Raw genomic sequence first — 13036 nt, 5'->3', positions numbered from 1 at the left:
GAAGTCGCGGGATTAGATGAAATTGAAGCCGATGCCGCCAAGCGAACCGTAATCGGCATGGAACGTGTCGCCCGCGCGCGCGGGGATGGGCGCGGTGAACGACCCGCTCAGGATCACGTCGCCCGCTTCGAGCTGCTCGTCGTGGCGCGCGATCTTGTTGGCGAGCCAGGCGACACCCGTCGCCGGATGATTGAGCACCGCGGCGGCGAGCCCGCTTTCCTCCACGGCGCCGTTCTTGTAGAGCAGCGCGCCCACCCAGCGCAGATCGACGTCTAGCGGCTTCACCGGGCGGCCGCCCAGCACGACGCCCGCGTTCGCGGCGAAGTCGGAGATCGTGTCGAACACCTTGCGTGGCGCCTTCGTTTCGCGGTCGAACTGCTCGATGCGCGCATCGATGATCTCGATGGCGGGCGTCACCCATGCGGTGGCGTCGAGCACGTCGAAGAGCGTGACGCCGGGCCCTTGCAGCGGGCGGTTCAGCACGAAGGCGAGCTCCACCTCCACGCGCGGCGCGATGAAGCGGTCCGCGCGGATGTCGCTGCCCGCTTCGATGAACATGCTGTCGAGCAGCGGCGCGTAATCGGGTTCGTCGATCTGCGAAGAACGCTGCATCGCCCGCGAGGTGAGGCCGATCTTGCGCCCCTTGATGGTGTGCCCGGCGGCGAGCTTGAGCTTGACCCACTCGCGCTGGATGGCGTAACCATCGTCGATGGTCATCTCGGGGTGCGCGCGGGAGAAGTGGCGCAGCGGCGTGCGCGTGCGTTCCGCCTCGTCGAGCTGCGCGGCCAGCTCGCGGATGATGTGCTGATCCAGCATATCGGAGTCCTGTGGTTTCTTGTTCGTTCCTGTCGTAGGCGGTGATTCAGCCTTTCAGGCGGGCGTGCAGGTTGTTGTGCTTCCACGCGCCTTCTTCGCTGAATTCGACGATCTCCAGCGAGAGTGCGAGCCCGTGCGAGGCGAAGGCTTCGGCGAAGTGCTGCTTGATGGCTTCGAAGAGCGCGTCGCCCGTGGCCTTGCGCACCTGCGGCGAGCGGCCCGCGCCGATTTTCAGGCAACCGTGCAGGAAGGCGTTCTGCGGATTGCCGTCGGCGACGAAGTATTGCTCGCAGCGCAAAGCGCGCGTGCGGATGCCGCCGCGCGGATAGACGCGGGCGCCGGCTTCGTCGCGCTGCGCGTCGAGCACGTGCGCGAGCGTTTCGCAAAGCTTCCCGACGCTCGTTGCATCGGCGAGATTGGCACTGTATTCGAGGGTGAGGTGCGGCACGATGAATCCTCCAGCAATCAGGCAGAAAGCGGCGTCACGGGCAGGATCGCATTGATCTGCCCCGTGCCGGAGCTGCCGAAGTAGGGCGTGACGATTTCGGCGCGGCCTTCGTAGCGGTCCCAGCCGAGCGCGCCCAGCAGCATGGCGGTGTCGTGCATGCCGCCTTCGCCCCAGCACTTCTCGTTGTACATCGGCAGCATTTCGCAGAACGTCTTCCAGTCGCCGCGTTCCCAGAGCGAGACCACGTGGCGGTCGGTCTGTTCGAGGAACGGGTCCCAGACCTTGTGCATGAACTGGTCGGCCGTGCCGTTGTTCGCGAAGTGATGCGAAAGCGAGCCGCTCGCGAGGATCGCCACCGTGCCGTCGTAGCGCTCTTCGATCGCGCGCCGCACGGCGAGGCCGAAACGCGCGCTCGTGGCGAGGTCGTGCCACATGCACCAGCCGGCCACCGAGACGCAGCGGAAGTGCTGGTCGGGGTTCATGTAGCGCATGGGTACGAGCGTGCCGTATTCGAGGTCGAGCGTCGTCTCGCTGTGCGCACGCGTTTTCACGCCCATTTCATTGGCGACGTCCGCGATCAGGTGGCCGAGCCCGGCGTTGCCGGGGTAGGCGTACGGCATGTTCTTGATGAAATGCGGCAGCTCGTTGCTCGTATAGACGCCTTCGAAGCGCGGCGCGCAGTTGATGTGATATTCGCTGTTGACGAGCCAGTGCACGTCGAACACGACGATCGTGTCGACGCCCAGCTCGCGGCAACGGCGGCCGATCTCGTGATGGCCGTCGATGGCGGCCTGGCGGCAGCCCTTGTGCGGCCCGTCGAGTTCGGACAGATACAGCGACGGTACGTGTGTGACCTTGGCGGCCAGCGCGAGTTTGCCCATTTCATACACCCCAATGCGGAATATGATGCGAGCCCATCGAAACGCAGACGTTCTTCGGCTCGAGAAACACTTCGTAGCTCCAGGTACCGCCTTCGCGTCCCACGCCCGATGCTTTCGTGCCGCCGAACGGCTGACGCAGGTCGCGCACGTTCTGGCTGTTCACGAAGCACATGCCCGCCTCGATCGCGGCGGCCACGCGCAGCGCGCGGCCCGTGTTCTCGGTCCAGACATAGCTGGAGAGGCCGTAGGCGATGTCGTTGGCAAGGCGGATGGCGTCGGCTTCGTCCTCGAACGGAATCAGGCACGCAACCGGCCCGAAAATCTCTTCCTGCGCGATGCGCATGCGGTTGTCGACGTCGAGGAACACCGTCGGCTGGACGAAGTTGCCGTTCTTCATGGCGTCGGGCAGCGCGGGCGCGTCGAGGCCGCCGCACGCGAGCGTGGCGCCTTCCTTCGGCCCGAGCTCGATATAGCTGCGCACTTTCGCGAGATGCCCCTGGCTGATCATCGGACCGACGATCGTCTTCTCGTCGAGCGGATCGCCCACCGTGATGCGCTTCGCGCGCTCGACGAAGCGTTCGGCGAACTTCGCATAGATCGAACGTTGCACGAGAATGCGCGAGCCCGCCGTGCAGCGCTCGCCGTTGTTAGAGAAGATCATGAAAACGGCGGCGTCGAGCGCGCGCTCGAAGTCGGCGTCGTCGAAGATCACGAACGGCGACTTGCCGCCCAGCTCCATCGAGAACTTCTTCAGGCCCGCGCTCTGGACGATGCGGTTGCCGGTCGCGGTCGATCCGGTGAACGACACGGCACGCACGTCGGGATGCGCGACGAGCGGCTCGCCCGTTTCCTGGCCGTAGCCGTGCACGACGTTCAGAACACCTTTCGGAATGCCCGCTTCAAGCGCGAGCTGGCCGAGCATCGAAGCCGTGAGCGGCGAGAGTTCGCTCATCTTCAGCACGGCCGTGTTGCCGAACGCGAGGCAGGGCGCGACCTTCCAGGTCGCCGTCATGAACGGCACGTTCCACGGCGAGATCAGCGCGCACACACCCACCGGATGAAACAGCGTGTAGTTCAGGTGCGTGCTCGTGGGGTAGGTGTGGCCGTCCACGGCCGCGCAGACTTCGGCGAAGTAGCTGAAATTGTCGGCGGCGCGCGGCACGAGCTGCTTGCCCGTTTGCGAGATCGTCTGGCCCGTGTCCTTCGTTTCCGTCAACGCAATTTCCGGCACGTTCTTCGCAATCAGCTCGCCTAGCTTGCGGATCGCCTTCGCGCGCTCGGCGGCGGGCTTTGCGGCCCACGCGGGGAACGCGTCCTTCGCAGCGCGCACCGCGAGCTCGACCTCGGCGCCGCCGCCGCGCGCGACTTCGGCCAGCACCTCCTGCGTCGCGGGGTTCACGGTTTCGAAGTAGTCGCGGCCGGCGTGCGCCTCGCCATTGATCAGATGTTCGACTCGCATGGTTCTCTTACCTTGGCGTTGCGCGCCCGAATTCGGCGTCGGACGCAATCGTGTTGACAAGACGGCCGAGACCGTCGATTTCGCACACCACTTCGTCGCCTGCGTTCACGTTGACGACGCCTTCGGGCGTGCCGGTCAGGATGACGTCGCCGGGGGCGAGCGTCATGAAGCTGCTCAGATATTCGATCAGTTCGGCAATGCCCGTCACGAGGTCGCGCGTGTTGCCGCGCTGCTTCAGTTCGCCGTTGACGAAGGTGCGCAGTTCGAGCGCGTTGACGTCGGCGATATCGGCGGCATCGACGAACCACGGACCGAGCACGGTGCCGCCGTCGCGGTTCTTCACGCGCAGGTTCGGACGATAGTAGTTCTCGAGATAGTCGCGGATCGCGTAGTCGTTCGCGATCGTGTAGCCGGCCACGTACTGCATGGCGTCTTCGCGCTTTACCTGCTGCGCCGTGCGGCCGATCACGACGGCCAGCTCGCACTCGTAGTGCATGAAGGTCACATCGCCGGGGCGGCGCGTGACGCCGCGGTGGCCGATCACACTGCCCGGTCCCTTGAGGAACACGAGCGGCTCTTCCTGCTTCGAGAACGCGAGTTCCTTCGCGTGCTCGGCATAGTTCAGGCCGAGCGCGAAGATCGTGCCGGGTTCGAACGGCGCGAGCCAGACGACTTCGTGCTCGTCGCGCACGCGGCCGTCGGCGAGCCGCACCTGGCCGCCGTGCGGCATGGCCTCGTGAATGGCGCCTGCATAGGCAACGCGGCCGCGCATCATGCTGGTACTCCTTGTGCGGGTTGGGTCGCTTCCGTTGCGACGAAGTCGATCGCGAGCGGGGCCCAGTCGCCGATGGCGAGCGTGGCGCGCGCGCCTGCGCGGACCACCGGCGCGCCGTGCGGCACGCCCAGCGTGATGACGTCGCCGGCGGCGAGCGTCATGAAGTCGGTGACGTCGGCGAGGAGTTGCGCGACGCCGCGCACGGTCGTGGCGGTGCTGGCCGTGAAGGGGGCTTCCCCGTCGACCTGCACGGAGATCGCGAGGTTGTCGGGATCGGCGACGTGGCGCCGCGCCACCACGGCGGGGCCGATTACGCAGAAGTTGTCGCGTGCGCGAAAGCGCACGGACGGCCGATAGACGCTCGCATGCGGCACGCTCAGATCCGCGACGAGCGTATAGCCCGCGATGTAATCGAAGGCATCGGCCGCGGCCACGCGCGCAGCGGTGCGCCCGATCACGATGCCGAGCGACGCGCCCACCTGCACGCCTTCCTCGCCGGGCACGATCACGCGTGCGCCATGACCGGCGAGCGTATTGCGCGGCTTCAGATAGAGCACAGGTGCGCGCGGCGGGGCCTTGTAGGGCGCAGCGTTGACCGCCTCGCCCAGCGCCGCTAGCGCGGCGCGGTCGTTGAGCAGCGTGCCGTAGACCGCGCCGCCCACGGGCGCGCGGCAATGCGCCCCCGAGGCCAGCAGCGTGCGTACGGCACGGGCGTCCACGTCGCGGGGCAGCGCTTCGCCTTGCACGTGGATCAGATGATCGGCTACCGGAAACATGACTGGCTTCGCTTTCACGAAAATACTAAGATGTTAGTAATAGTGCGCTTGCTATCATCCGTCGTCAACCAGTCGATGCGGGATTTGCGGGTTTCCCCTGGTCGCGCATCTTCTTCGAGCCGAAGCCATCATGTCCGATACCTCGCCGTCCTCCACCCGCGTGGCGCACCGTAACCTGCCGATGCTGCTGTTGCGCGCCCGCGAAAAAATGATGGAGCGGTTTCGTCCGCTCATCACCTCGCACGGTTTGACCGAGCAGCAGTGGCGCGTGATCCGCGCGCTCAACGAAAGCGGTCCGCTGGAGCCGCGCCAGATCTCCGATATCTGCACGATATCGAGCCCGAGCATGGCCGGGGTGCTGGCGCGCATGGAGGCGCTAGGGCTCGTGACGAAGGAACGCTTCGCGGAAGACCAGCGGCGCGTGCTCGTCTCGCTGACGAGGAAGAGCCATCAGCTCGTGAAGGCGATTTCGAAGGAACTGGAGGCGCGCTACGCGGCGCTCGAAGAGGAAGTGGGACGCGACGTGGTGGAGCGCGTATATCGCGCGGTCGATGACCTGCTGGCGGGTCTGGAGTAAAAACAAAGGTGGCGCGGGACGCATGACGCGGCGCGCGCAGGTGAGGATTTACGGGAGCGCCGCACCAGCCGGATGGATTTGAAGCGCCGCCGCGCCGGATGCGTCAGGCGAGCGAGGCGAACGCGTCATCGAGTTCGAAGGCCTTGGTGGGGCGCACCACGCGCGCGACCTCCGCGCCGTCGCGCAGGAAGATCAGCGTGGGCCACAGCTTCACGCGGAACGAGCGGCCGAGCGCGCGGCCCGGGCCGTCCTCCACCTGGATGCGGCGCACGCCGGGATGCCGCGAGAACGCTTCGCCAATCAACGGCTGCGCGCCCTGGCAGTAGCCGCACCAGTTCGTGCCGAATTCCAGCACGGCGGGGCCCGCCATCGCGTCGATCTCTTTGCGTGCGGGGGCGGTCGTGGCGTAGCTCATCGCGGGTTTCCTCGTGTCGGCTTCGGTTTTGGCCTTCGTGACACGTCATACGATACCGCAATACGCCTTCGGATTCAGGCCGGCGCTCGCCTCGCGAGCGTCGCGGTGGATTCGATGCGCTCGGTCAGCCAGCCGTCGTCGCTGGCGTGCTCGTCGACGAGGGCGTCGATGCGCGAAAGCAGCGTGTCGAGCTTTTCGCCCAGGCGCTCGCGCGAGAGGCTCGACATCGAAAGCGGTCGTGCTTTCAATTGCTCTGCGCTGACGCGCCGGTACTCGATCACCGATACACGCTCGATCGCCGTAAAAGCGGAGCGCGCCAGCACGTCGCCATGGCTTTCCCACTGCGCGGACTTGCGCTGCGCGCGCGCCGGATCTTCGTTCGCGTATTCGTCGAGCAGCGTGCGGTATTGCGCCGCCCAGGGCCGCAGCGGGTCGTCCAGATGCGCGGTGCCGAAGAGCGCGACGGCGCCGCGAGCGGCCAGGATCGTATCCAGGCGCGCCAGCGTATCGTCGCGGTCCATCCAGTGAAACGCGCGGCCGATCACGGCCAGATGAAACGTGCCGAGCGTGGTGTTCAGATCGTACGAACTGCCTTGCCGGTATTCGATGTTAGGCGCGATGCCCGCGCCGAACTGCGACGCGATGTCGAGCATCGCGGGCTCGGGATCGATGGCGACGGCGTTCGCGACCCAGCTCGCGAACGCGAGCGAGAGCTGGCCGGGGCCGCAGCCGAGGTCGAGCAGACGCTGGGTGCCGTCGAGCCCGACGTGCTGGGCGACGCGGCGAATCAGCGCGGGCGAATAGGCCGGGCGGCCCAGCAGATAATGCGGGGCGGCGTGGCGAAAGCGGTCGGGGACGAAGGGTGTGATCGAGCTCATGGCATCCAGGCGGGGATTGGCGGGCGTGCTGCGACCCGCACAGTCTGGAGATCGCTCGTGGCAACGTCAAGGCAGGGCGTCAGGCCATAGGTGAGCCTTTCCGGGAGTGAGTCGGCGAAGAGGGGACGGCGCACCGTTGCGCGCATTGCCGTTGTCATCCGATATCCCTGCAACACGGGAAAATGCCTTGAAACAAGGGATGAAATGGCACGCGAGCCGCAATGGCCAGCATGCGCCGCAGTGTCGGCGGACGAGCCCTGGCGATGGCGCCTGGCATGAGGTGAGCTTTTTCGGGGGGCGAGGAAGGTGGCACGCGCGCGCTTTACGGTACGGCGTTTGCAAGACCCGTCTTACCTCCGGATTCCCGATTCGGCCTTGTTTTCAAGGCCTTTTCTGATTGGCGGCAAAACAGGCGCTGGCGTTGCGTGCGACTCGCCATCGCGCGAGCGCCGCAAAGGTGAGAAGATTCGGGAACCATGCGCGAGGGCACATGGACGTGCGCTGGTGTTGGGTATATAAAAGAAATGCAGGATTTTTTCGATTACATGTCACCCAGGAGAAACGGTTCATCATGGCGAGCGACGATACACAAAAGCAGGACGCTCAATCGCCGGGCAACGCCCCGGCACAGCCCGATCTGGAACATCTGAACGCGGCGTTTACGCACGTCGACGAAGGTGTGAAGTCCGGCAAGATTGCAGCGGGCGCGGCCAAGGGGCTCGTGTACAGCCTCGTGGAGACACTGGGTGCGCTCGTGGGCGATCCGGATCTGCCCGAGCATGCGCGTTCCGGTTACGTGGGCCTCCTGGAAGCCGCACGCGAACTGCGGGCGCGGCTCGACCGCTAATCACGGCAGCGGCTTCATGGCGGCGGCGCGGCAAGCGCCGCCGCCCGCTTCATCCGGCCAGCAAGGCTTCGGCCAGGCCGTCCGGCGCGGTGCCGACGCGCAGTTCCGGCGTGCCGTGCCAGTTGGCGCAACGCTCCAGCGCGCGACGCAGGTCGGTCACGAACCGGGCGCTCATGCGCACGCCCGGTTCCAGATGCAGCGACTTCACTTCGAACACCTGCTGTGCCCGGTGCGCCTTCGCGTCGATCCGGCCTGCCAGCCGTCCCCGGCTCAATATCGGTAGTACGAAGTAACCGTACTTGCGCTTCGCGGCTGGCAGGTAGCATTCGATCGCATAGTCGAAGTCGAACAGGGCCGTCGCGCGCTTGCGGTCCCAGATCACCGGGTCGAATGGCGAGAGCAAGGTCGTGACCGTGGAGGCGAGTCTGCCGCTCGCGGCCTCTTCGATCAGCGGCGCGAACTCGCGATGAACGAATGCGTCGTGTTTCCAGCCCTCCACGCGCACCGGCAGCAACTCGCCCGCATCGGCGAGCGCATGCAGCGCGTCGACATATGGGCGGCGCGGCAGACGGTAGTAGTCGGCAGCCCAGTCCGCGCGGATCACCCCCAGCGCCCGGCAGGTGTGCAGGAGCAGCGCGCGTTCGGCGTCGGCGCGTGTCGGCAGATCGCGCGCGTCGTTCCAGTGGGGGAGCACGCGCTCGATCACGTCGTAGACACGCTGAAAGTTGTGCCGTTGAGCGACCATCAGCGCGCCGGTGGCGAACAGCACTTCCAGGTGGCGCTTTTCCGGCTTCCAGTCCCACCAGCCGCTGCCTTTCTCGCCCTTCGCGCGCGCGAAGTCGGACGAGCGCACGGCGCCCTGCGCGCGGATGCGCTCGAGCAGCGCGTCGATCTCGCGGCGATGCTTCGCATGCCACTCGGCCGCGTACTTCCAGCCCATGCCCGAAGGGTCGAGCATGCGGTGACGCAGCAGCCCATAGTCTTCGATCGGCACGAACGAGGCCTCGTGCGCCCAGTATTCGAAGAGGCGTCCTTCGGCGAGGTGCTCGTCGAGCCAGCGCGGCTCGTACGCACCGATGCGGGAGAACAGCACGAAATAGGGGCTGCGCGCGACCACATGGATCGTGTCGATCTGCAGTTGCGCCATGCGGCGGATCGCGCCGAGCACATCGGCTTTCGTCGCCTTGCGGCGCGGCGGGGCGAGGAGACCTTGGGCCGCGAGGTGCAGCGTGCGCGCCGCCGCGAGCGGCAGCGTGAGCGTCGAGCCCGTGCCCGCAGGTAGCGTTTGCGTATCGGCGTCGAGCGCCGTTTCGTCACGCATGGGCGCCCGCCGTCACGGGCACCTGCGCCGGCATCGCGGCGAGCAACTGGTGGATCTGCGCGACCACGGCCGCGCCTTCGCCCACCGCCGCCGCGACGCGCTTGGTCGAGCCCGCGCGTGCGTCGCCGATCGCGTAGACGCCGTCCACGGAAGTCGCGAGGCTGCACGACGCGTCGTCGCTGCCGGTGAGCACGAAGCCGTGCGGATCGAGCTCCACGCCGCAGGCGCGCAGCCACGCGGTATTCGGGTCGGCGCCCGTGAAGAGGAACAGATGGCGCGCGTCGAAGCGATCGAAGCCGGCTGGGCACGGCGACTTGAGCAGGACTGAGGCGAGCCCGGCGTCGTCCTCGTCGAGCGCGCCGATTTCGCTGTGCGGATGCACGTTCACGTTCGGCAGCGAGGCGATACGGTCGATCAGGTAGCGCGACATCGTCGACTCGAAGCCGGCCTTGCGGATCAGCACGTCCACCTGGCGCGCGTGCGACGCGAGATACACGATGGCCTGGCCGGCCGAGTTGCCGCCGCCCACGAGCACGACGTTTTCGTGCTTGCAGAGCCTGGCCTCGACGGGCGACGCCCAGTAGTAGACGCCATGCCCTTCGTAGCGGTCGAGCCCGGCGATGGCCGGGCGCCGGTACACGGCGCCGCTCGCGATCACGACGGTATGGGCGCACACGTTGCCGCTGCACGTTTCGAGCCGCAGGGGCCGCTCGTCGCAGTGCAGCCTTTGCGCCCGCACCGGAATCGCGACGTGCGCGCCGAACTTCTGCGCCTGCACGAACGCTCGCCCGGCGAGCGCCTGGCCCGAGATGCCGGTGGGAAAGCCCAGATAGTTTTCGATGCGCGAGCTCGCGCCCGCCTGGCCGCCCGGCGCGCGGCCGTCGAGCACGATCACCGAAAGCCCTTCTGAGGCCGCGTACACGGCGGTCGCGAGTCCGGCGGGGCCGGCGCCGATCACGGCGACGTCATAGACGCGGTGGTCGTCGAGTTCGGGCAACAGGCCGAGGCAGGTCGCCAGTTCCGGCGCGGAGGGGCGGCGCAGCACGGTGCCGTCGGGGCAGATCACGATCGGCAGGTCTTCCGGGCGTGCGGCGTACCGTTCGATCACGTTCAGCATGCAGGTGTCGTGTTCGTCGAGCACGCTGTACGGGTGGCCGTTGCGCGAGAGAAAGCCTTGCAGCGAGACCAGCGCGGGATCGTCGTGCTGGCCGACGAGGATCGGGCCGCCGGCGCCTTTCTCGATGAGCGCGACGCGGCGCAGGATCAGCGCGCGCATGATGCGCTCGCCCAGTTCCGCTTCGGCGATGATGGCCGCGCGCAGGCGCTCCGGCGGAATCAGCAGGGCAACGACTGGCTCGAGCGCCACGCCGTCCACGAGCGAGGGGCCGCCCGAGAGCTGGCCGACCTCGGCGAGGAACGAGCCGCGATGATGTTCGTTGATGTGCATTTCGCGGCCGAATCCGTCGCGCTGATACACCTTCACGGAGCCGGCGAGCAGGACGAACATGCCGGCGCCGGTTTCGCCCGTGCGAAAGAGCAATTCGCCCGGCGCCCACTCGCGCACGACGCCGAAGCGATGCAGGCGTTCGATCTCCTCGTCGGTGAGGATGGGGAACATCTGGTGGCGCCGCGTGGAAAGCGACGAATAAGGCGCGTCGGCCGGCGGTGCTTCCACGTCGGCGCGATTGACCTCGGCTTCGTTGATGGTGCCCATCTGGCGGTTCTCCTCGTGCGGTCGGCCCGAACGATGCCGGGCCGGGCGAACATGCGGACACATGCGTGGACGAATGGGTGGACCTGCTGGCGGACCGGCGGCCGACGGCGTTACGCCCACACGCCGTCGGCCCGGTGCGCGGGTCACACGGGCTTCGGCGTGATCTGCACCGCCATCTCTTCGCAGGGGGCGGCGACCAGCGACTCGATGGGGTGGCCCGAGTCGCGCCAGGCGTCGATTCCGCCGAGGAGCGGCACCACGTCGACAAAGCCGGCCTGCGCGAGCGCCTTCGCCATCCATGCCGCGGAAATCTCATTGGGGCATGAGCAGTAGATCACGAGCTTGCGGTCGCGCGGATACTTGTCGAGAATTTCGCCCAACTGCCGCTCGTCGGCGAAGATCGCTCCCGGAATGATGTACGGATCGAGCTTGCGTTTTTCTGCCGAACGGATGTCGAAGACGACGGGAGGCGGCTTGGCACCCATCGCGCGGAACAGGTCGTCTACCGTGATGCGGGCGTTCGCGAGCTTCTTGATGAGCTGGCGGCGGCGCTGCCACCGGTAGAGCGTGTAGAGCGCGAGCAGCACGAGGACCACGACGGCGGCGAGGCGGCCGAGGCGGCTCGCGCCCGCGAGCAGCATGTCGATTTGCGGCGCGAACAGCACGCCGATCACGAGGCCCGATCCGGACCAGAGCGTGGCGCCGATGGCGTCGAAGCCGAGGAACTGCCGGTAGGGCGTGCCCATCGCCCCGGCCATCGGCACCGAGACGATCGAGAGCCCCGGAATGAACTTCGCGACGGCGAGCACGCGCACGCCCCAGCGTCCGAAGAAACGTTCGGTCTTCTTCACGCAGGTGTCGCGCGAAAGCGAGAGCTTGCAGAGCGTCTTGAGCGTGTTGCCGCCGTAGAGCCGGCCGGCGAGGAACCAGACGCTGTCGCCGATCAGGGTGGCGAAGACGGCGAGCACGAGCACGGGCCCCACCAGTTGCCCGATAGAACCGGGATGCATGGCGGCCATCGCGCCGAACAGCACGAGCACCGGCATCGCGGGGACGGGCAAACCCAGCGATGCGGCCAGCACGTTTGCAAACACGAGAGCAGGCCCGTACTGCTCGACGAGGTCATGTAGCATCGGCTTACTTCCGTCGCCGTGGGGGCGGAGAGTGAGAGGGTAACGTAACGATTATGGACGCATTTCGAAGGCGTGCAAGCGAGGCGCGCCATGCGCCGCCACGGGCCCGGAAACCGGCATGAAAACCGGCAGGGTACGAGCCGATGCGGCCAATGCGAAGCAGTGCGCCCGTCCGGCCCGGGCGCCCCGGGCGGCTGCGGAGCGCCCGGGCCGGACGGGCGCGGGCGAAATGCGATGGCGCCGCCTGACGGTTTGTCGGGCGGCTTACGGGCTTATATGGACTTACGGATTGAGCGGACCTAACGGCTGTGGGATTCCCCCGGCAACTCGGCGCCTTGCGCGCGGATGGCCGCGATCAATTCCGCAGGCGTGATTTCATAACGCACTTCGCGGTGTATGCCCGGCTTGCGTTCGTCGACTTCGATCAGCAGCAGGCTCTTGCCGTCGGCCGCCGATTCGAGACGTAGCGAACGCAGTTCGCGCCCGGTCGCGTCGTCATGCTCGGTGAGCAGGGTCATGGTTCCTGAAGACCCGGTCGTGCGCATTGATGTTGTCCTCGTGCGTTGATTGGTCGAGCCATTGTACGGGGTCGGCCACGCCGCGTCTTATCCCCTGTGAGCGCGGGCGCACACTGTGGGTTGGCGCCGCAGCGAGGCCCCGGCCAGCCAGTTTAACGCGACTCCAGGGCGTGCCGCATCTTTTTGCATGCCCTGCAACGGTGCGGCGGGCGATGAGCTTTTGTCACGACCGTGACGCAATCCGGCTCCCGCACGGCCTCGCCCGGTTCCCGAAAATTCTCACCTTTGTCGCCAAAAAAGATCGGCTCGCCCGGTCATGCCGGACGAGCCGTCGAAACGCCGTTGTTACTCGGATCGGCCCGCGCGCGTGCGAGCGAGCGACCGACGAGTGAAATGGTGCGGGCGGGGACCGCGGGTGTCGAGATGGGACTTACGCCGATATTTCAGATCAATTGCGTTGCTTGTCCGCTTTGGGCTG

Annotated in this window: 14 protein-coding genes; 2 read left to right on the top strand and 12 right to left on the bottom strand. The window is 66.9% G+C overall.

Annotation, left to right across the window (positions count from 1 at the left end; all coding sequences use genetic code 11):
- Positions 1-12: 12 nt before the first annotated feature.
- The 6 genes from hpaH to WJ542_RS23285 are packed head-to-tail and all read right to left on the bottom strand — an operon-like array spanning position 13 to position 5155.
- Positions 13-816: a 2-oxo-hept-4-ene-1,7-dioate hydratase gene (hpaH, locus tag WJ542_RS23310; RefSeq protein WP_411191841.1), complete on the bottom strand. Its 804-nt coding sequence runs from the start codon at positions 814-816 to the stop codon at positions 13-15.
- Positions 817-862: 46 nt separating this feature from the next.
- On the bottom strand, positions 863-1264 hold the full coding sequence (locus WJ542_RS23305; protein ID WP_411191840.1) for a 5-carboxymethyl-2-hydroxymuconate Delta-isomerase: 402 nt from the start codon (positions 1262-1264) through the stop codon (positions 863-865).
- Positions 1265-1281: 17 nt separating this feature from the next.
- Entirely contained in the window at positions 1282-2145 is an 864-nt protein-coding gene (gene hpaD, locus WJ542_RS23300) for a 3,4-dihydroxyphenylacetate 2,3-dioxygenase (RefSeq protein WP_411191839.1), read from the bottom strand.
- A gap of 1 nt (position 2146) precedes the next feature.
- On the bottom strand, positions 2147-3604 hold the full coding sequence (hpaE, locus tag WJ542_RS23295) for a 5-carboxymethyl-2-hydroxymuconate semialdehyde dehydrogenase (protein ID WP_411191838.1): 1458 nt from the start codon (positions 3602-3604) through the stop codon (positions 2147-2149).
- A 7-nt stretch (positions 3605-3611) separates the two neighbouring features.
- Positions 3612-4379 carry a fumarylacetoacetate hydrolase family protein gene (locus WJ542_RS23290; protein ID WP_411191837.1) on the bottom strand — a complete coding sequence of 256 codons (768 nt, stop codon included), beginning with the start codon at positions 4377-4379 and terminating at the stop codon, positions 3612-3614.
- The gene (locus WJ542_RS23285; protein WP_411191836.1) at positions 4376-5155 is read right to left on the bottom strand and encodes a fumarylacetoacetate hydrolase family protein; all 780 of its coding nucleotides are present in this window, start codon (positions 5153-5155) and stop codon (positions 4376-4378) included. The genes WJ542_RS23290 and WJ542_RS23285 overlap by 4 nt, the downstream gene beginning before the upstream one ends.
- A gap of 181 nt (positions 5156-5336) precedes the next feature.
- On the opposite strand from WJ542_RS23285, the gene hpaR reads away from it, so the two are divergent.
- Complete coding sequence (hpaR, locus tag WJ542_RS23280) at positions 5337-5732, top strand: homoprotocatechuate degradation operon regulator HpaR (protein WP_411192531.1); 396 nt, start codon at positions 5337-5339, stop codon at positions 5730-5732.
- Between the two features lie 103 nt (positions 5733-5835).
- Here hpaR and WJ542_RS23275 read toward each other — a convergent pair whose 3' ends face one another.
- Positions 5836-6147 (bottom strand): thioredoxin family protein, encoded by a 312-nt coding sequence (locus WJ542_RS23275; protein ID WP_411191835.1) that lies wholly within the window; start codon positions 6145-6147, stop codon positions 5836-5838.
- Positions 6148-6221: 74 nt separating this feature from the next.
- A complete protein-coding gene (locus tag WJ542_RS23270) occupies positions 6222-7025 on the bottom strand; it encodes a class I SAM-dependent methyltransferase (RefSeq protein ID WP_411191834.1) in 804 nt (267 codons plus the stop codon).
- Positions 7026-7596: 571 nt separating this feature from the next.
- On the opposite strand from WJ542_RS23270, the gene WJ542_RS23265 reads away from it, so the two are divergent.
- Positions 7597-7872, top strand: coding sequence for a hypothetical protein (locus WJ542_RS23265; RefSeq protein WP_411191833.1), 276 nt, complete (start codon positions 7597-7599; stop codon positions 7870-7872).
- Between the two features lie 49 nt (positions 7873-7921).
- Here the strand turns inward: WJ542_RS23265 and WJ542_RS23260 are convergent, their stop codons facing one another.
- The 4 genes from WJ542_RS23260 to WJ542_RS23245 all read right to left on the bottom strand — a co-directional run bounded on the left by WJ542_RS23260 (position 7922) and on the right by WJ542_RS23245 (position 12585).
- Positions 7922-9193, bottom strand: a complete 1272-nt coding sequence (locus WJ542_RS23260) for a winged helix-turn-helix domain-containing protein (RefSeq protein WP_411191832.1) — start codon at positions 9191-9193, stop codon at positions 7922-7924.
- Positions 9186-10907, bottom strand: a complete 1722-nt coding sequence (locus WJ542_RS23255; RefSeq protein ID WP_411191831.1) for an FAD-dependent oxidoreductase — start codon at positions 10905-10907, stop codon at positions 9186-9188. Before WJ542_RS23255 ends, WJ542_RS23260 begins: the two co-directional genes overlap by 8 nt.
- A gap of 143 nt (positions 10908-11050) precedes the next feature.
- Complete coding sequence (locus WJ542_RS23250; RefSeq protein ID WP_411191830.1) at positions 11051-12040, bottom strand: DedA family protein/thiosulfate sulfurtransferase GlpE; 990 nt, start codon at positions 12038-12040, stop codon at positions 11051-11053.
- Between the two features lie 299 nt (positions 12041-12339).
- Positions 12340-12585, bottom strand: a complete 246-nt coding sequence (locus WJ542_RS23245; protein WP_411191829.1) for a hypothetical protein — start codon at positions 12583-12585, stop codon at positions 12340-12342.
- Positions 12586-13036: the final 451 nt, after the last annotated feature.

Origin of the sequence: Paraburkholderia yinzeri, from assembly GCF_046581065.1 — a bacterium.
In the GTDB taxonomy this organism is placed as follows: Bacteria; Pseudomonadota; Gammaproteobacteria; order Burkholderiales; family Burkholderiaceae; genus Paraburkholderia.
Note: the sequence above shows the minus strand (reverse complement) of the source record. Positions and strands in the feature narration are given on the sequence as shown.

Coding starts and splice junctions, on each gene's coding strand:
- WJ542_RS23250 (WP_411191830.1), bottom strand. CDS start 12,040: ATGCTACATGACCTCGTCGAGCAGTACGGGCCTGCTCTCGTGTTTGCA.
- WJ542_RS23265 (WP_411191833.1), top strand. CDS start 7,597: ATGGCGAGCGACGATACACAAAAGCAGGACGCTCAATCGCCGGGCAAC.
- hpaE (WP_411191838.1), bottom strand. CDS start 3,604: ATGCGAGTCGAACATCTGATCAATGGCGAGGCGCACGCCGGCCGCGAC.
- WJ542_RS23285 (WP_411191836.1), bottom strand. CDS start 5,155: ATGTTTCCGGTAGCCGATCATCTGATCCACGTGCAAGGCGAAGCGCTG.
- WJ542_RS23290 (WP_411191837.1), bottom strand. CDS start 4,379: ATGATGCGCGGCCGCGTTGCCTATGCAGGCGCCATTCACGAGGCCATG.
- hpaD (WP_411191839.1), bottom strand. CDS start 2,145: ATGGGCAAACTCGCGCTGGCCGCCAAGGTCACACACGTACCGTCGCTG.
- WJ542_RS23270 (WP_411191834.1), bottom strand. CDS start 7,025: ATGAGCTCGATCACACCCTTCGTCCCCGACCGCTTTCGCCACGCCGCC.
- hpaH (WP_411191841.1), bottom strand. CDS start 816: ATGCTGGATCAGCACATCATCCGCGAGCTGGCCGCGCAGCTCGACGAG.
- WJ542_RS23255 (WP_411191831.1), bottom strand. CDS start 10,907: ATGGGCACCATCAACGAAGCCGAGGTCAATCGCGCCGACGTGGAAGCA.
- WJ542_RS23245 (WP_411191829.1), bottom strand. CDS start 12,585: ATGCGCACGACCGGGTCTTCAGGAACCATGACCCTGCTCACCGAGCAT.
- WJ542_RS23275 (WP_411191835.1), bottom strand. CDS start 6,147: ATGAGCTACGCCACGACCGCCCCCGCACGCAAAGAGATCGACGCGATG.
- WJ542_RS23260 (WP_411191832.1), bottom strand. CDS start 9,193: ATGCGTGACGAAACGGCGCTCGACGCCGATACGCAAACGCTACCTGCG.
- hpaR (WP_411192531.1), top strand. CDS start 5,337: ATGCTGCTGTTGCGCGCCCGCGAAAAAATGATGGAGCGGTTTCGTCCG.